Below are 15,858 nucleotides of genomic sequence, written 5' to 3'. Positions count from 1 at the left end.
AGCGATAAAGCTCAAGCGACAAGCAAAGGCGAGGGATGATGCGCGACTACAAATGGCTCCATGAGTATTGCCTGAATCGTTTTGGCTCGACCGCTGCCCTCGAGGCGCGCTTGCCGCAGCCGTGTAGCGATGCAGAGTTGCGTGCGCTGAGCGATGACCGCTATCTGTCCACCATCAGCCTGCGCATCTTTCGGGCCGGTCTCAAGCACAGCCTGGTCGATGCCAAGTGGCCGGTTTTCGAGCAGGTGTTCTTCGCTTTCGATCCGGAGAAAGTCGTACTGATGGGCGCCGAGCGTCTGGAAAACCTGATGCAGGATGCGCGCATCATCCGCCACCTGGGCAAGCTCAAGAGCGTGCCGCGCAATGCCCAGTTCGTGCTGGATGTGCGCCGGGAGAAAGGCAGCTTCGGTGCGTTGATCGCCGACTGGCCAGTGACCGATATCGTTGGTCTGTGGCGCTACCTGGCCAAGCACGGTAGCCAGATGGGTGGGTTGTCCGCGCCGCGGTTCTTGCGCATGGTCGGCAAGGATACCTTCATTCCCAGCGATGACATGGTCGCCGCGCTCAAGGCGCAGAACATCATCGACAAGGTGCCGACCAGCTTGAAAGACCGCGCAGCCGTGCAGGCAGCGTTCAATCAGTGGCACGTACAGAGCGGTCGGCCGCTCTGTCAGTTGTCGATGATGCTGGCCTATACGGTCAATCATTGAGCCGATAGGGTGGTTGACGCTTTATCCACCCTACGCAGGAGAGCTTGAGATGGATGAGGTCATTGTCCGTGTCGCCGAAGCCATCAATGCGGTCGAGCGCATCCTGATCATCACTGGCGCCGGTCTGTCCGCCGACTCCGGTTTGCCGACCTACCGCGGCATCGGCGGCCTGTACAGCGGCCAGACCGCCGAAGGCTTGCCGATTGAGGCGGCGCTTTCCGGTCCCATGCTGCAACGCGACCCCGCGCTGTGCTGGAAGTACCTGGCCGAACTGGGCAAAGCCTGTCTCGGCGCCCAGGCCAATGCCGGGCATTACGCCATCGCCGAGTTGCAGCGTTTGAAACCCCAGTGCTGGGTGCTGACCCAGAATATCGATGGCTATCACCGCGCTGCCGGCAGTCCGCCCGAGCGCTTGATCGAGATCCATGGCGAACTGGCGCCGTTGTATTGCCAGTCCTGCGGCGCACAAGACCCGCAACTGGCCGAGCACCTGAGCCGGCCACTGCCGCCCAAGTGCCAGCAGTGCGGCGGCATCCTGCGCCCGCCGGTGGTGTTGTTCGAGGAAATGCTGCCGGAGCAGGCGATCGACAGCCTGTATACCGAACTGGGCAAAGGCTTCGAGGCGGTCATCAGCATCGGCACCAGCGCCAGTTTCCCCTATATCGTCGAACCGCTGCTGCGCACCCGTCAGGCGGGTGGTTTCACCGCCGAGATCAATCCGAATCGTAGCGATTTTAGCGATGTCGTCGACATACATCTGCAGGGGCGAGCCTTAGATGTTTTGCCGGCGCTACTGAGTCACATCAACAGCCATAGAATTTGCAAATGAAGGGCATTGAAGGCATAGTCGCGCCCTTGTGAAACTACGACACGTTGTGCTCATGTTCAAACACTTCGCCCCTCTCGTGCCTCTCGCCCTCACTCTGGTTCTGGCCGCCTGCGCCAGTCACGCGCCGCAAACGCCGGCGACCACTGCAGTGGCGAAGGTCAAGACGGCTGAACATGCAGTTCTTCTTGACGATACCGAAGCGAAAGCCGAAGCCGAAGCAGTCATCGACTTTGCCGGCGACAAATCCTACGAGCTTCCCCAGTTGGCCGACAGCATCCTGTCCCACGGCCTGTCGCTGGTTGGCACCCGTTACCGCTATGGCGGCAGCACGGTGAAGTCGGGGTTCGATTGCAGCGGTTTCATCGGCTACCTGTTCAAGGAAGAGCTCGGCATGCAACTGCCGCGTTCGACCCGCGAAATGATCAAGATCGATGCGCCGCTGGTTGAGCGCGAAGAACTGGAGCCGGGTGATCTGCTGTTCTTCGCTACCAACGGTCGCGGTCGGGTCAGCCATGCTGGCATCTACCTGGGCGATGACCAGTTCATCCATTCTGCCAGCCGCAGCAGTGGTGTGCGGGTTGACAGCCTGGACGATCGCTATTGGAGTCGCACCTTTATTGAGGCTAAGCGGGCGTTGGCCATGGCCCCGACCGATCAGCTAGCCCGCCATCCCTGATTTCTCGGCGCAGCCGCAAAGGTTGCGCGGTTTCTCCTGAGTCGGCACAGTAGAGCGCACTCAGGCTCTGGATCGTTCCGCTCATGCACTTCACGACCCGTGTTGCCCTGCTTCTGCTTGCCGCGCTGCTGACTGCCTGCGCCGGTCGCCCTCCTGCTCCACAGTCAATCGTTCATGTGCCCGTTGCCAGCATCGACAGTGGTGCCGAAGAGGTCTTGTTTCGCGCCCTCGGACTGGTCGGCACACCCTATCGTTATGGCGGTAATACCCCGGCGGGCGGTTTTGATTGCAGCGGGCTGATCGGCTACGTCTATCGCGACGCGGCTGGCGTCAGCCTGCCGCGTTCTACCCGCGAGTTGATCAGCATGCGTGCGCCAGCCGTAGGCCGTAATGCGCTGAAAAGCGGTGACCTGGTGTTTTTTGCCACCAGCGGTGGGCGCCAGGTCAGCCATGCTGGTATCTATGTCGGTGAGGGCCGCTTCGTGCATGCACCTTCCAGCGGCGGCACCGTGCGTCTGGACAGCCTCAGCAACAGCTACTGGCAACGCACCTATCTGGATGCCAAGCGCGTATTCAGTCCCGAACTGGCGGGTAATCCCTGACGACGGCGTAGGGCCAGCCCATAGCCCGGATGAAATTCGCGGCTTTCGCATGAACATAGGGTCTACGGATTGCCGGGTAGACGACATGGCATCTCTTATCTGGACCTGCGCGTAGTAATTCAGGAGAGTCATATGACCAACCGTACCCTCACGCTTGACGACAGCCTTTACCACTATCTGCTCGACGTTTCCCTGCGCGAAACGTCGCTGCTCAAGCGTCTGCGCGATGAGACGGCGCAGCTGGCCAATGCCAACTGGCAAATCGCGCCCGAGCAGGGCCAGTTCATGGCGCTGCTGGTGCAACTGACCGGCGCCAGGCGGATTGTCGAGGTCGGCACCTTCACCGGCTACAGCGCCCTTTGCATGGCTCAGGCCATGGGGGAGGCGGGGCGGTTGATCTGCTGCGATATCCCCGGCGACTACAACGCCATCGCCGAGCGCTACTGGCGCGAAGCCGGCCTCTGCGAACGCATCGAACAACGCCTGGCACCGGCCCTGGAGACCTTGGTCGCGCTTGAGCGTGGCGGGCAGGCGGGTAGCTTCGACCTGATCTTCATCGACGCGGACAAAGCCAACTACCCGGCCTATCTGGAACATGCCCTGCGGCTGGTGCGCCAGGGCGGCCTGATCCTGTTTGACAACACCCTGTGGAGCGGTCGGGTGCTGGAGCAGGCCCCAGGCAGTGACGACACCCGCGCCATTCAGGCGCTCAACCTGGCCCTGAAAGACGATCAGCGCATCGACTTGTCGCTGCTGCCGCTGGGTGACGGCTTGACGCTGTGTCGCAAGCGCTGAAGGCTGTGATTGCGCAGCTCTTATGTTTCATGCGCAAGGCCTGCGATACGTAGGCCGGATGCAACCCGGGAGTGAGTAGTAGAGAGCAAAGCTTAGACCCGCTGCGCTAACCCTGGGCTCCAAGTTCGATCCACTCTTGATGGCTTCCCCGGATTGCCCCGGCTACCGAACTGCGCCTATCCATTGACGCTAAGACCGCGTGCCACTAACCTGCGCGGCTTGCAACAGGTGCCCCCAACGCTGTGCGTCCGCGGGGTGAAACAGGGAAGTCGGTACGTTGTGCGTGTTCACGCCAACAATTTCGACGCTGCCCCCGCAACGGTAGGCGAGTTTAAACAAACGCTGATTGAGCCACTGTGCATTGGCATGGGAAGGCGCGTTTGAAGGTGTTCTGCATAGTCGGAGCGCCGCTCGCAAGCCCGGAGACCGGCCTGCTGCAGTCCACGACATCGCGGAGGGCGTTGTCTGGCGTGTGGCTGCGCGGTTGTTGCAGTTCATGCGTCCTCGCTCTCCGTATGTCTTTTCCCGCCTGGGTCGCACGGGTGAGAGCGACGGAGCTAAATCGAGATGAGCAAACCCCTTCCCCCCATGACAGCCGCTGTGCTGTGCAGCCGTTCCTGTATGCCGTTACGGCTGTGGGAGTGTGAGCGATGAGCGAGTCGGCAGAACGCGACGCGCGACACAAGACGCGCATGGCCCGCAAGAAGGCCTTGATCGACGAGAAAATCGCCCAGGCCCAGGACCAATATGGCCTGCTGCTAGTGCACAGCGGCAACGGCAAAGGCAAAAGCAGCAGTGCCTTCGGCATGGTCGCTCGCGCCCTCGGCCATGGCCTCAGGGTCGGTGTGGTGCAATTCATCAAGGGCGCGGCCAGCACCGGGGAAGAGACCTTCTTCCGGCGTTTCCCCGATGAAGTCAGCTACCACGTGATGGGCGAGGGCTTCACCTGGGAAACCCAGGATCGTCAGCGCGATATCGACAAGGCCCGCGAAGCCTGGGCGGTCGCCGCGCAGTTGCTCAGCGATCCGGGCATTGGCCTGGTGGTGCTCGATGAGCTGAATATCGCCCTGAAATATGGCTATCTGGAGCTGGAAGCGGTGCTTGCCGATATCGAGGCGCGGCCGTTGCTGCAACATGTGGTGGTGACCGGGCGTGGCGCTTTGCCGGGCATGATCGAGGCGGCGGACACCGTCACCGAGATGAGCCTGGTCAAGCATGCGTTTAAATCGGGTGTGAAGGCGCAGAAAGGGGTGGAGTTCTGATGTTCTCGCTCTTAATGCGCCGGGCGCGTCGTCAGCGCCACTTGCCACCGGTACTGCCTGCGTGGTGCTTCCTCGCGCGCAGCGCATTGGCTAACGAGAGGTCGCGATGAGTGCTAGAAGCTGCCCGGCCCTGCTGATCGCCGCGCCCGCCTCGGGGCAGGGCAAGACCACGGTCACCGCCGCCCTGGCGCGCTTGCATACGCGCCAGGGCAAGCGGGTGCGGGTGTTCAAGTGCGGGCCGGATTTTCTCGACCCGATGATCCTCGCCCGCGCCAGCGGTGCGCCTGTGTATCAGCTCGATCTGTGGATGGTCGGCGAGGCCGAGAGCCGGCGCCTGCTCTGGGAGGCCGCGGGCGAGGCCGACCTGATCCTGATCGAGGGGGTGATGGGGCTGTTCGATGGCACTCCTTCAGCGGCCGATCTGGCTCGACACTTTGCTGTGCCGGTATTGGCGGTGATCGACGGCTCGGCCATGGCCCAGACCTTCGGCGCCATGGCCCATGGCCTGGCGACCTTCCAGCCGGACTTGCCGTTTTCCGGGGTACTCGGCAACCGGGTCGGTAGTACGCGCCATGGCGAGATATTGCACGCCGCGCTGCCGGCTTCGATCCGCTGGTACGGCGCCCTGCCGCGCAGCGCCGAAGTCGGATTGCCGAGTCGCCACCTAGGCTTGGTGCAGGCCGCAGAGTTGGCCGATCTGGATGCCCGTCTGGATGCTGCCGCCGATGCCTTGGCCGCCAGCGCCGATGTGGCCTTGCCGCCGGCGGTCGAGTTCGCCGCGCCCGCGCCGCGTGAGCTTGCGGCCTTGCTCGACGGCGTGCGCATCGGCGTGGCCCGCGACAGCGCCTTCGCCTTTCTCTACCAGGCCAACCTGGATCTGCTGGGTGAGCTGGGCGCCGAGTTGCATTTCTTCTCGCCGCTGACCGATCAGGCGCTGCCCGAGGTCGACAGCCTCTACCTGCCCGGTGGCTACCCGGAGTTGCACCTGGCGCGGCTCGAGGCCAATCAGGCCATGGCCCAGGCGATTCGCGACCATCACGCCGCTGGCAAGCCAATCCATGCCGAGTGTGGCGGCATGCTCTATCTGCTCGACAAACTGACCGACAAGCAGGGCGCCAGTGGCCGCATGCTCGGTGTGTTGGCGGGCGAGGCGACCCTGCAGCCGCGCATGACGGCCATGGCCTTGCAGTTCGCCGAACTGCCCGAGGGCCGGCTGCGCGGTCACAGTTTCCATTACTCCGCGTTGACCAGCGCGCTGGTCCCGATCACCCGCGGCGAGTGCCCGAACTACAGGCGCACCGCCGAGCCGGTCTATCGCATCGGTCAGCTGACGGCGTCCTATATCCACTTCTACCTGCCGTCCGACCCGCTGGCCGCTGCGGCGCTGTTTCTTCCGCGAGAGCAGCCATGAGTGCATCCGGTGACCAGCATGCCTTCAGCCCGGAGGAGCGCGCGGCGGTCTATCGTGCGATCGCCGAACGCCGCGATATGCGCCACTTCAGCGGCGGCGAGGTGGCGCCGGAACTGCTCGCGCGTTTGCTCGAGGCGGCGCACCAGGCCCCCAGCGTTGGCCTGATGCAACCCTGGCGCTTTATTCGCATTACCCGCCCAGCGTTGCGCGAGGCGATCCATGGTCTGGTGGACGAGGAGCGGCTACGCACCGCCGAGGCCCTGGGCGAGCGCTCCGGCGAATTCATGCGGCTCAAGGTCGAGGGCATCCGCGACTGCGCCGAACTGCTGGTAGTGGCGCTGATGGACGGGCGCGAGGGGCATGTGTTCGGCCGCCGCACTCTGCCGGAGATGGACCTGGCCTCGCTGGCCTGCGCGATTCAGAATCTCTGGCTCGCCGCCCGCGCGGAGGGCCTGGGCATGGGCTGGGTTTCATTGTTCGAGCCGCAGGCGTTGGCCGAGTTGCTGGGCATGCCGCCCGGCAGCAAGCCGTTGGCGGTGCTCTGTCTGGGACCGGTGGTGGCGTTCTACGACGCGCCGATGCTGGTGCAACAGGGGTGGGCAGAGCCGCGCCCACTGAGTGAACTGCTGTTTCAGGATCAATGGGGAACACGATGACGGTATTGCCAGCGAGCGAGGCATGGGCTTGAGCCTGGTACTTGGCGCCGTGGCCGGAGTGGCGCTGGATGCAGCCCTTGGCGAGCCGAAAGGCTGGCATCCGCTAGTGGCCTTCGGGCGCATGGCTGAGCGCATCGAACAGCGCTTCAACGTCGGCGGCGGTGGCTGGCGCAGTCATGGAGTCAGCGCCTGGTGTCTGGCGGTACTGCCCTTGACCCTGCTGGTCGGGGTGCTCGCGCAGGTGCCGGTATTCGGTTGGGCGGTGGAGATACTTGCTCTCTATGCCGCCCTCGGCTTGAAGAGCCTGGGCGAACATGCCCTGCCGGTGGCCCAGGCCTTGCGCCTGGGCAATCTGCAACTGGCGCGCGAGCGGGTCGGTTATATGGTCAGCCGCAACACCGCCGAGCTGGATGCCTCGGGCGTGGCGCGCGCCGGCACCGAGTCGGTTCTGGAAAACGGCGCGGATGCGGTATTCGCCGCGCTGTTCTGGTTCCTCGTCGCCGGTGCGCCGGGCGTGGTGCTCTATCGCCTGAGCAATACCCTGGATGCCATGTGGGGCTACCGCAATCCGCGTTTCGAGCGCTTCGGCTGGGCCGCGGCGAAGATCGACGATGTCCTCAATTACCTGCCGGCGCGGTTGGTGGCGCTGACCTATGCGCTGCTCGGCAAGACGGCCCTGGCGCTACGTTGCTGGCAACGCCAGGCGCCGCAGTGGGACAGCCCCAACGCCGGCCCGGTGATGGCCGCCGGTGCAGGTGCCCTCGGCGTCAGCCTGGGCGGCGCGGCCGAGTATCACGGCGAATTGCACCCGCGTGCGCAACTGGGTCAGGGCCCGCCAGCGCGGGCGCGGGATATCGAGCGGGCGATCAATCTGGTCTACGCCGGGGTGCTGCTGTGGCTGGCGCTGCTGGTGCTCTGGGAGCTTTATCGTGCTTGAACATGGCGGCCGCTTGCGTGCGGCGGCGCTGAATTTTGCCATTCCGTTGCGTGACTGGCTGGATCTGTCCACCGGTATCGCCCCTTATGGTTGGCCGCTGCCGGATATTCCCGCGTCGGCCTGGACACGTCTGCCCGAACTGGACGACGGCCTGGAAGTTGCCGCCCGCGACTATTACGGGGTGGCCAATCTGCTCCCGGTGGCTGGCTCCCAGGCGGCGATCCAGGCGCTGCCGCGATTGCGGCGCAACGCTCGGGTCGGCATCGTCTCGCCGGCCTATGCCGAACATGCCGCCGCCTGGCAACGCGAAGGCCATCGCCTGCTGGAACTCAGCGAAGGCGGGATCAACCGTGCCCTGGAGCGCCTCGACGTGTTGCTGCTGGTCAGCCCGAACAACCCCACCGGCCGCCGTTTCGCGCCCGAGCAATTGCTGAGCTGGCATGCACGCCTGGCCGAACGCGGTGGCTGGCTGGTAGTCGACGAGGCCTTTATCGATTGCACCCCCGAGCACAGCCTGGCGGCGCATAGCGCGCTGCCAGGGCTGGTCGTGCTGCGCTCGTTCGGCAAATTCTTCGGTTTGGCCGGCATTCGCCTGGGTTTTGTCCTGGCGCAGCAAGAGCTGCTCGATCAGTTGGCCGAGTTGCTTGGGCCCTGGACTGTCAGCGGGCCGAGCAGGGTAGTCGCAACGGCGCTGTTGCAGGATCAGCTCGGTCAGCAAGCGCAACGCGAGCGCTTGCGTGCCGATGGTCTGCGTCTGGCGGTGTTGCTCAGCGCCCATGGTTTAGCGCCGACTGGTGGCTGTGCCTTGTTCCAGTGGGTCGTCCATCGGCGGGCCAGCCTGATACACGAATTTCTCGCCTGTAATGGCATTCTCACCCGCCTGTTCGCCAGCCCCGACAGCCTGCGTTTCGGTTTGCCGGCGGACGAGCAGGGCTGGCTGCGCCTGGAGCAGGCACTACAGGTATTCGCCAAGGAGTTTGCATGAGCACGCTAATGGTTCAAGGTACGACCTCGGACGCCGGCAAAAGCACCCTGGTAACCGCGCTGTGTCGCTGGCTCAAGCGCCAGGGCGTGGCCGTGGTGCCGTTCAAACCGCAGAACATGGCGCTCAATAGCGCGGTAACTGCCGACGGCGGCGAGATCGGTCGCGCCCAGGCTGTGCAGGCCCAGGCAGCTGGCCTGGCGCCGCACAGCGACATGAATCCGGTGCTGCTCAAGCCCAATAGCGACACCGGCGCCCAGGTGATCATCCATGGCCGCGCCCTGAGTAGCATGGATGCCGTGGCCTACCACGACTACAAGAAGGTGGCGATGAACGCGGTGCTGGAGTCGCACCAGCGTCTGTCCGCCGCCTATCCGGTGGTGATGGTCGAGGGCGCTGGCTCGCCGGCGGAGATCAACCTGCGCGTCGGCGACATCGCCAATATGGGCTTCGCCGAGGCAGTGGACTGCCCGGTGATCCTGATCGCCGATATCGACAAGGGCGGCGTCTTCGCTCATCTGGTAGGTACACTCGAATTGCTCAGTGCGTCGGAACAGGCGCGGGTCCAGGGCTTCGTGATCAACCGTTTTCGCGGCGATATCACCCTGCTGCAACCAGGCCTGGATTGGCTGGAGCAACGCACCGGCAAACCGGTGCTCGGCGTGCTGCCCTACCTGATGGATTTCCACCTGGAAGCCGAGGACGCCATCGATACCCGGCAGATCGCCAAGGCGGCCGAGACGCTCAAGGTGCTGGTGCCGGTGCTGCCGCGCATCAGCAACCACACTGACTTCGACCCGCTGCGCCTGCACCCGCAGGTCGAGCTGACGTTTGTCGGCCCCGGTCAAGCGATACCCGCCGCCGACCTGATCATCCTGCCTGGCTCGAAGAGCGTGCGCGCCGACCTGGCGTTTCTGCGCGAGCAGGGCTGGGACACGGCTATCGCCAAGCACCTGCGCTACGGCGGCAAGTTGCTGGGCATCTGTGGCGGTCTGCAGATGCTTGGCCAGCGCATCGATGATCCGCGCGGCCTGGAGGGCGCGGCGGGCAGCAGCCAGGGTTTGGCCCTGCTGGACTTCTCAACCGTGCTGGAACCGGAGAAGCAGCTGCGCAATGTGCGCGGGCAACTGCTCCTGGAAAATGCCGACGTCAGCGGTTACGAGATTCACGCCGGGGTCAGCAGCGGGCCGGCCCTGAAGGCCGCCGCAGTGCGCCTGGACGACGGCCGCAGCGACGGCGCCCTGAGCGCCGATGGCCAGGTGCTCGGCAGCTACCTGCACGGCCTGTTCGAGTCGAGTGCGGCCTGCAGCGCGCTGCTGCGCTGGGCAGGGCTGCGCGAGGTGCAGCCGGTCGACTACCACGCCCTGCGCGAGCGCGATATCGAGCGCCTAGCCGATCTGGTCGAGGCGCATCTGGATACCGCCCGACTGCGCGAGCTGTGCGGCCTGTGAGCTGCTTTCGTGGGAGGGGTTTTAGCCGCGAAATAGCGCAATACAGCGTTTCGCGGCTAAAACGGATCGCCGCTCGGCCCCTCCCAGATGGCCTCCGCCATCCATTTGATTGAAAAGGTTATCGACATGCTTGAACTGATCCTCGGCGGTGCCCGCTCTGGCAAGAGCCGTCTGGCCGAGAAGCTGGCCGCCGACAGCGCTCTGCCGGTGACCTATATCGCCACCAGCCAGGCGCTGGACGGCGAAATGACTGCGCGCATCCAGCACCACCGCGCGCGGCGTCCGGAACATTGGGAGTTGCTGGAAGAACCGTTCGAGCTGGCCCGGGTGCTGCGCGAGCACGCGGCGGCGGGGCGCTGCCTGCTGGTCGACTGCCTGACCCTGTGGCTGACCAACCTGCTGATGCTGGACGACCCGGCGCGTCTGAACGCCGAGCGCGAGGCGCTGCTGGCGTGTCTGGCCGAACTGCCGGGACGGATCATTCTGGTGAGTAACGAGACCGGCCTGGGCGTGGTGCCACTGGGCGAGCTGACCCGCCGCTATGTCGACGAAGCCGGCTGGCTGCATCAGGCCCTGGCCGAGCGTTGTCAGCGGGTGATTTTTACGGTGGCGGGTTTACCGATGGTCTTGAGGGGGGAGGGGCTATGACGCACGCATGGTGGCTGGCCGGTGCCAAGCCGGTGGATCAGGCCATGCAGGCCAAGGCCGCGGCGCGTCAGCAGCAACTGACCAAGCCGGCCGGCTCGCTCGGCCAGTTGGAGCAGCTGGCGATTCAGTTGGCCGGCCTGCAAGGCTGTGAGCGGCCAAGCATCGAGCGGCTGTGGATCAGCATTTTCGCCGCCGACCATGGCGTGGTCGCGGAAGGCGTGTCGGCTTTCCCACAGGCCGTCACCGGGCAGATGCTGGCCAACTTCGTCGGCGGCGGCGCGGCGATCAGCGTGTTGGCGCGGCAGCTGGGCGCCAGCCTGGAAGTGATCGACCTCGGCACCGCAGTGCCGACGCCGCCGCTGCCGGGTGTGCGCGTGTTGCAGATCGGCGCCGGCACGCAGAACTTCGCCCGTGGTCCGGCGATGAGCCCGGAGCAGGCCAGCGCGGCCTTGCAGGCTGGGCGCGACAGCGTGCTGCGCGCCCAGCAGGCCGGTAGTGAACTGTTTATCGGCGGCGAAATGGGCATCGGCAACACCACCGCCGCCAGCGCCCTGGCCTGCGCCCTGTTGAACCAGTCGGCGACCGCCCTGGTCGGCCCCGGCACCGGGCTGGATGCCGCTGGCGTGGCGCACAAGGCGGCGGTGATCGAGCGCGCCTTGGCCTTGCACGGCGCCGCGCTGCATGACCCGTTGCTGGCGCTTGAACGCCTCGGCGGTTTCGAGATCGCCGCCCTGGTCGGCGCCTACCTGGCCTGCGCTCAGCAGGGGCTGCCGGTGCTGGTCGACGGCTTTATCTGCAGCGTCGCGGCACTGACCGCGGTGCGCCTCAACCCGAGCTGCCGTGAGTGGCTGCTGTTCGCTCATCAGGGTGCCGAGCCGGGGCACCAGTTGGTGCTCCAGGCCTTGGCGGCCGAGCCGCTGTTGCAGCTGGGTCTGCGCCTGGGCGAGGGCAGTGGTGCGGCGTTGGCCGTGCCATTGCTGCAACTGGCCTGCCGGCTGCATAACGAGATGGCCACCTTCGCCGAGGCCGCTGTGGCCGAGCGTCCGGCATGAGCCTGCACCTGGAACTGCTGCGCCACGGCGAAACCGAGCTGGGCGGCGGCCTGCGCGGCAGTCTCGACGATGCCTTGACCGAGCAGGGCTGGGCGCAGTTGCGCGGCTCGGTACTCGCAGCCGGACCCTGGGATCGAGTGATCAGCTCACCGTTGCAACGTTGCGCGCGATTCGCCGAGGAGCTGGCCGGGCAACACGGCGTGCCCTTGCGCCTGGAACCTGACTTGCAGGAGCTGCATTTCGGCGCCTGGGAAGGTCGTAGCAGCGCCGATTTGATGCAGACCGACGCCGAGGCGCTCGGGCGGTTCTGGGCCGATCCCTATGCCTTTACTCCGCCCGAAGGCGAGCCGCTGCTGGCCTTCGAAGCGCGGGTGCTGGCCGCCGTGCAGCGCCTGCAGGTCCGCCATGCCGGTGAGCGCGTGCTGCTGATCACTCACGGCGGGGTCATGCGCCTGCTGCTGGCGCGGGCGCGGGGTTTGCCGCGCGCCGAGTTGCTGCTGGTGCAGGTCGCTCACGCCGAACGTTTTCGCCTGCGGGTTGAGGCGGACGGTCAGTTGCTGGAGCTGGCATGACGCCTTTGCTGATCGCCCTGCAGTTCCTCACCCGCTTGCCCATCAGCCTGGCGGGGATGCCGGCACCGCAGCAGGTTGGCCGTTCGCTGCTCTGGTATCCCGTGGTGGGGCTGTTGCTTGGCCTGCTGCTGCTCGGTCTGCAACAGCTGCTCGGCGGCACGCCCTTGCTGTTGCAGGCGGCGCTGCTGCTGGCGGTCTGGGTGGGCATCACCGGTGGCCTGCACCTGGATGGCCTGGCCGATACGGGCGATGCCTGGGTCGGCGGCTTCGGCGACCAGCAGCGCACCCTCGAGATCATGCAAGACCCGCGCAGCGGACCGATTGCCGTGGTGGTGTTGGTGCTGGTGTTGCTGCTCAAGTTCGCCGCGCTGGTGGCCTTGCTGGAGGCGGGCGAGGGCGCGCTGCTGCTCATGGTGCCCTGGCTGGCGCGCGGGCTGGTGCCGCTGCTGTTCCTCACTACCCCTTATGTGCGTGCCGGCGGCCTGGGTCAGGCGTTGGCCGAACACTTGCCGCGCCAGCAGTTGCCCTGGCTGCTGGCGGCGCATGCCGCGGCGCTGCTGCTGTTCGGCTGGCCCGGCGTGCTGGCGCTGCTGGTGGCTGGGTTGCTGTTCGCCTGGCTGCGCCAGCTGCTGCTGCAGCGCCTCGGCGGCACCACCGGCGATACCGCAGGCGCCATGCTGGAACTGGCGGAATGTGCGGTGCTGGTAGCCTTGGCGCTGTGAACGGCGTGCGGCCTGAGTAGGCCGCGGCCACAACACGCCAAAGAGTCGAACCTGTTGGGGACGGCTAGTGTCACGACAACGTTTAAATGCCTGTTAATCGCGATCTTACCCATGTACCGCGATCCCTGTAGGGTGGGTTAGGCGCATGCTACCGATAGCGATGAGCCTGCAAGATCCGTTGCGCCGTAACCCACCATCGGCGCGACGCAGGCCTATCGCCTGGTGGGTTACGCGGCGCGCCACGATAGCGCTGCCTGAACGTTCGGAGCTTGGCGCCGCTAACCTGCGCGGCCCGACCCACCCTACAATGATCCGACATTTCATGATTGACACGACACTAGGCGTGATCCCTCAGTAGGTTTTTCATCCGGGCCGAGCCCGGAATTCTGCAAGCGCGCCCCACAACTCGGCCGGCTGCATGGGGCGCTTTCGCTGCTGGGGGGCGGGCGCTGGCAGGCGCATGCCGCTCAGCAATCCTCTGCGTGGCAGGGCAGTGCGGGGTGATTCTGCGAGCGCCGTGGGGGCGCGAAGTTAGCTAATTGCTCACGCATGACGCTAAACAACCTATATCCAAAGCCTTCGGCCATGCGGGCCGCGCGTTTGCGTGCGGGCAGCTTTTTCCTAGCCAGCGACTACAAAAATCATAATTTCGCAAATCCCTGGCTCCGAACAGAATGCAGCCAACACCCCCACGGATAGCCGCAACAGTAGAGCAGCAATGATTGGCATCAGCGGCAGCAGCCATGAGCGACCTGAATCAAAGCGCCTTGCGAAGGACACAGACATGACAGTTGAAAAAATACAAATAGATACGCTGGTTATTGGCGCCGGTCAGGCTGGCGTGGCCATGAGCGAACATCTGAGCAACCTCGGCGTAGCCCACCTCGTTCTGGAGCGCAAGCGTATCGCCGAAGCCTGGCGTACCGGGCGCTGGGATTCGCTGGTTGCCAATGGCCCGGCCTGGCACGACCGTTTTCCGGGGCTTGGATTCGAGGGTCTCGACCCCGACGCCTTTGCCGCGAAAGAGCAGGTGGCGGACTACTTCGAAGCCTATGCCAAGAAGTTCAACGCGCCTATCCGCACCGGTGTGGACGTGCAGAAGGTGCAGCGCAATGCGGACCGGCCGGGTTTCACGATTGAAACCTCCGAGGGCGTGATCGAGGCCAATCAGGTGGTTGTCGCAACCGGCCCCTTCCAGCGCCCTGTTATTCCGCCGATCGCGCCTGAAGATAACAACATCACGCAGATCCACTCGGCCGAATACCGTAATCCGCAACAACTGCCCGAAGGTGCGGTTCTGGTGGTGGGTGCCGGGTCGTCGGGCGTGCAGATCGCCGATGAACTGCAACGTGCCGGCAAGCAGGTTTACCTTTCCGTAGGCGCGCACGACCGTCCTCCGCGCGCCTATCGCAACCGTGACTTCTGCTGGTGGCTGGGGGTTCTCGGCGAATGGGATGCCGAGGCCGTTCAGCCGGGCAAGGAACACGTCACCATTGCCGTAAGCGGTGCGCGTGGCGGCCATACGGTTGACTTCCGCAGGCTTGCCGAGCAGGGGATGACGCTGGTTGGTCTGACTAAATCGTTCAATGAGGGTGTGGTGAGCTTCGAAGCGAATCTTGCAGACAACCTGGCTCGCGGCGACGAGAACTATCTGGCGCTGCTGGATGCGGCTGACGCCTACATTGCCCGCAATGGCCTCGACCTTCCGCAAGAACCTGAAGCCCGCAGCATGCTTGCGGATCCGCACTGTGTGAGCCATCCGCTTCTTCAACTCGATCTGGCCGAGGCCGGCGTTACCTCGATCATCTGGGCAACCGGCTATTCAGTTGATTACAGCTGGCTGAAGGTCAATGCCTGCAACGCAAACGGCAAACCACAGCATCAGCGCGGGGTTTCCAGCGAGCCTGGTGTCTATTTCGTCGGCCTGCCGTGGCTGTCGCGTCGTGGCTCCGCGTTCATCTGGGGCGTTTGGCACGATGCCAAGCATATTGCTGAGCACATCGTTAAACAGCGCACCTATCTCGCCTATCGAGATGCCGCGCAACGCCATGCAGAGGCTGAGCGAAAGGCAAGGCTTGATGCCCCAAACCCCAATTCGCACGTCCAGAAAGCCAGCCTGATGGGAGTAAGTTGATGCCTACTCATACCCGCATCCGCATGTTCAACACTAAACAGACCTACCCCAACCAGAGCCTGGACAACGACCTGTGCCAGGCGGTGCGTGCCGGTAACACCGTGTACGTGCGCGGCCAGGTCGGTACCGACTTCGAGGGTCGCCTGGTCGGTCTCGGCGACCCGCAGGCGCAGGCCGAGCAGGCGATGAAGAACGTCAAGCAACTGCTCGAGGAAGCCGGCAGCGACCTCAGTCATATCGTCAAGACCACCACCTACCTGATCGACCCGCGCTACCGCGAGCCGGTCTACCAGGAAGTCGGCAAGTGGTTGAAAGGGGTATTCCCGATTTCCACCGGCCTGGTGGTCACTGCCCTCGGTCAGCCGCAGTGGCTGATGGAGATCGACGTGATCGCCGTGATCCCCGACTGACAGCTACTG

General features: G+C 64.8%; 16 protein-coding genes, 1 pseudogene and 1 riboswitch. All 17 genes and pseudogenes read left to right on the top strand.

The features are described from left to right. The first annotated feature begins 38 nt into the window (after positions 1 to 38). The 17 genes and pseudogenes from VCJ09_RS14230 (at position 39) to VCJ09_RS14150 (ending at position 15,849) form a co-directional block, all read left to right on the top strand. Positions 39 to 710 carry a DNA-3-methyladenine glycosylase I gene (locus VCJ09_RS14230; protein ID WP_324730821.1) on the top strand — a complete coding sequence of 224 codons (672 nt, stop codon included), beginning with the start codon at positions 39 to 41 and terminating at the stop codon, positions 708 to 710. 49 nt (positions 711 to 759) lie between these two features. Beyond that, positions 760 to 1,539: an NAD-dependent deacylase gene (locus VCJ09_RS14225; protein WP_324730820.1), complete on the top strand. Its 780-nt coding sequence runs from the start codon at positions 760 to 762 to the stop codon at positions 1,537 to 1,539. Positions 1,540 to 1,591: 52 nt separating this feature from the next. Continuing rightward, the gene (locus tag VCJ09_RS14220) at positions 1,592 to 2,215 is read left to right on the top strand and encodes a C40 family peptidase (protein ID WP_324730819.1); all 624 of its coding nucleotides are present in this window, start codon (positions 1,592 to 1,594) and stop codon (positions 2,213 to 2,215) included. A gap of 83 nt (positions 2,216 to 2,298) precedes the next feature. Next, complete coding sequence (locus VCJ09_RS14215) at positions 2,299 to 2,817, top strand: C40 family peptidase (protein WP_324730818.1); 519 nt, start codon at positions 2,299 to 2,301, stop codon at positions 2,815 to 2,817. A 132-nt stretch (positions 2,818 to 2,949) separates the two neighbouring features. Continuing rightward, the gene (locus VCJ09_RS14210) at positions 2,950 to 3,612 is read left to right on the top strand and encodes an O-methyltransferase (RefSeq protein ID WP_324730817.1); all 663 of its coding nucleotides are present in this window, start codon (positions 2,950 to 2,952) and stop codon (positions 3,610 to 3,612) included. A gap of 209 nt (positions 3,613 to 3,821) precedes the next feature. Beyond that, positions 3,822 to 4,061: riboswitch (cobalamin riboswitch) on the top strand. Between the two features lie 201 nt (positions 4,062 to 4,262). Then, positions 4,263 to 4,874, top strand: coding sequence for a cob(I)yrinic acid a,c-diamide adenosyltransferase (cobO, locus tag VCJ09_RS14205; protein ID WP_324730816.1), 612 nt, complete (start codon positions 4,263 to 4,265; stop codon positions 4,872 to 4,874). A 106-nt stretch (positions 4,875 to 4,980) separates the two neighbouring features. Then, positions 4,981 to 6,285, top strand: coding sequence for a cobyrinate a,c-diamide synthase (locus tag VCJ09_RS14200; RefSeq protein ID WP_324730815.1), 1,305 nt, complete (start codon positions 4,981 to 4,983; stop codon positions 6,283 to 6,285). Continuing rightward, the gene (gene bluB, locus VCJ09_RS14195) at positions 6,282 to 6,941 is read left to right on the top strand and encodes a 5,6-dimethylbenzimidazole synthase (protein WP_324730814.1); all 660 of its coding nucleotides are present in this window, start codon (positions 6,282 to 6,284) and stop codon (positions 6,939 to 6,941) included. Before VCJ09_RS14200 ends, bluB begins: the two co-directional genes overlap by 4 nt. Positions 6,942 to 6,969: 28 nt before the next feature. Beyond that, on the top strand, positions 6,970 to 7,878 hold the full coding sequence (gene cbiB / locus VCJ09_RS14190) for an adenosylcobinamide-phosphate synthase CbiB (RefSeq protein ID WP_324730813.1): 909 nt from the start codon (positions 6,970 to 6,972) through the stop codon (positions 7,876 to 7,878). After that, positions 7,871 to 8,863: a threonine-phosphate decarboxylase CobD gene (gene cobD / locus VCJ09_RS14185; protein ID WP_324730812.1), complete on the top strand. Its 993-nt coding sequence runs from the start codon at positions 7,871 to 7,873 to the stop codon at positions 8,861 to 8,863. Before cbiB ends, cobD begins: the two co-directional genes overlap by 8 nt. Then, positions 8,860 to 10,311: a cobyric acid synthase gene (locus tag VCJ09_RS14180; RefSeq protein ID WP_324730811.1), complete on the top strand. Its 1,452-nt coding sequence runs from the start codon at positions 8,860 to 8,862 to the stop codon at positions 10,309 to 10,311. Before cobD ends, VCJ09_RS14180 begins: the two co-directional genes overlap by 4 nt. A gap of 126 nt (positions 10,312 to 10,437) precedes the next feature. Next, positions 10,438 to 10,959, top strand: coding sequence for a bifunctional adenosylcobinamide kinase/adenosylcobinamide-phosphate guanylyltransferase (gene cobU, locus VCJ09_RS14175; RefSeq protein WP_324730810.1), 522 nt, complete (start codon positions 10,438 to 10,440; stop codon positions 10,957 to 10,959). Next, positions 10,956 to 12,011 (top strand): nicotinate-nucleotide--dimethylbenzimidazole phosphoribosyltransferase, encoded by a 1,056-nt coding sequence (gene cobT, locus VCJ09_RS14170; protein ID WP_324730809.1) that lies wholly within the window; start codon positions 10,956 to 10,958, stop codon positions 12,009 to 12,011. Before cobU ends, cobT begins: the two co-directional genes overlap by 4 nt. Beyond that, positions 12,008 to 12,583 carry an alpha-ribazole phosphatase family protein gene (cobC, locus tag VCJ09_RS14165; protein WP_324730808.1) on the top strand — a complete coding sequence of 192 codons (576 nt, stop codon included), beginning with the start codon at positions 12,008 to 12,010 and terminating at the stop codon, positions 12,581 to 12,583. The genes cobT and cobC overlap by 4 nt, the downstream gene beginning before the upstream one ends. Beyond that, positions 12,580 to 13,305: an adenosylcobinamide-GDP ribazoletransferase gene (locus tag VCJ09_RS14160; protein WP_324730807.1), complete on the top strand. Its 726-nt coding sequence runs from the start codon at positions 12,580 to 12,582 to the stop codon at positions 13,303 to 13,305. Before cobC ends, VCJ09_RS14160 begins: the two co-directional genes overlap by 4 nt. Positions 13,306 to 14,048: 743 nt before the next feature. After that, positions 14,049 to 15,439 (top strand): annotated as a pseudogene (locus tag VCJ09_RS14155) (flavin-containing monooxygenase). Next, a complete protein-coding gene (locus tag VCJ09_RS14150) occupies positions 15,439 to 15,849 on the top strand; it encodes a RidA family protein (RefSeq protein WP_079202324.1) in 411 nt (136 codons plus the stop codon). The pseudogene VCJ09_RS14155 and the gene VCJ09_RS14150 overlap by 1 nt, the downstream one beginning before the upstream one ends. The last annotated feature ends 9 nt before the right edge of the window (positions 15,850 to 15,858 follow it).

Source organism: Pseudomonas paeninsulae (assembly GCF_035621475.1).
GTDB classification, from domain to species: Bacteria; Pseudomonadota; Gammaproteobacteria; order Pseudomonadales; family Pseudomonadaceae; genus Aquipseudomonas; species Aquipseudomonas paeninsulae.
The sequence above is the reverse complement of the archived record's forward strand: the minus strand, read 5'-3'. Positions and strand labels throughout refer to the sequence as shown.

Excerpts from the sequence above, each read along its gene's own strand:
- VCJ09_RS14200 (WP_324730815.1), top strand. The coding sequence starts at position 4,981 with ATGAGTGCTAGAAGCTGCCCGGCCCTGCTGATCGCCGCGCCCGCCTCG.
- bluB (WP_324730814.1), top strand. The coding sequence starts at position 6,282 with ATGAGTGCATCCGGTGACCAGCATGCCTTCAGCCCGGAGGAGCGCGCG.
- VCJ09_RS14230 (WP_324730821.1), top strand. The coding sequence starts at position 39 with ATGCGCGACTACAAATGGCTCCATGAGTATTGCCTGAATCGTTTTGGC.
- VCJ09_RS14215 (WP_324730818.1), top strand. The coding sequence starts at position 2,299 with ATGCACTTCACGACCCGTGTTGCCCTGCTTCTGCTTGCCGCGCTGCTG.
- cobT (WP_324730809.1), top strand. The coding sequence starts at position 10,956 with ATGACGCACGCATGGTGGCTGGCCGGTGCCAAGCCGGTGGATCAGGCC.
- VCJ09_RS14180 (WP_324730811.1), top strand. The coding sequence starts at position 8,860 with ATGAGCACGCTAATGGTTCAAGGTACGACCTCGGACGCCGGCAAAAGC.
- cobO (WP_324730816.1), top strand. The coding sequence starts at position 4,263 with ATGAGCGAGTCGGCAGAACGCGACGCGCGACACAAGACGCGCATGGCC.
- VCJ09_RS14210 (WP_324730817.1), top strand. The coding sequence starts at position 2,950 with ATGACCAACCGTACCCTCACGCTTGACGACAGCCTTTACCACTATCTG.
- VCJ09_RS14150 (WP_079202324.1), top strand. The coding sequence starts at position 15,439 with ATGCCTACTCATACCCGCATCCGCATGTTCAACACTAAACAGACCTAC.
- cobC (WP_324730808.1), top strand. The coding sequence starts at position 12,008 with ATGAGCCTGCACCTGGAACTGCTGCGCCACGGCGAAACCGAGCTGGGC.
- VCJ09_RS14160 (WP_324730807.1), top strand. The coding sequence starts at position 12,580 with ATGACGCCTTTGCTGATCGCCCTGCAGTTCCTCACCCGCTTGCCCATC.
- VCJ09_RS14225 (WP_324730820.1), top strand. The coding sequence starts at position 760 with ATGGATGAGGTCATTGTCCGTGTCGCCGAAGCCATCAATGCGGTCGAG.
- VCJ09_RS14220 (WP_324730819.1), top strand. The coding sequence starts at position 1,592 with ATGTTCAAACACTTCGCCCCTCTCGTGCCTCTCGCCCTCACTCTGGTT.
- cobU (WP_324730810.1), top strand. The coding sequence starts at position 10,438 with ATGCTTGAACTGATCCTCGGCGGTGCCCGCTCTGGCAAGAGCCGTCTG.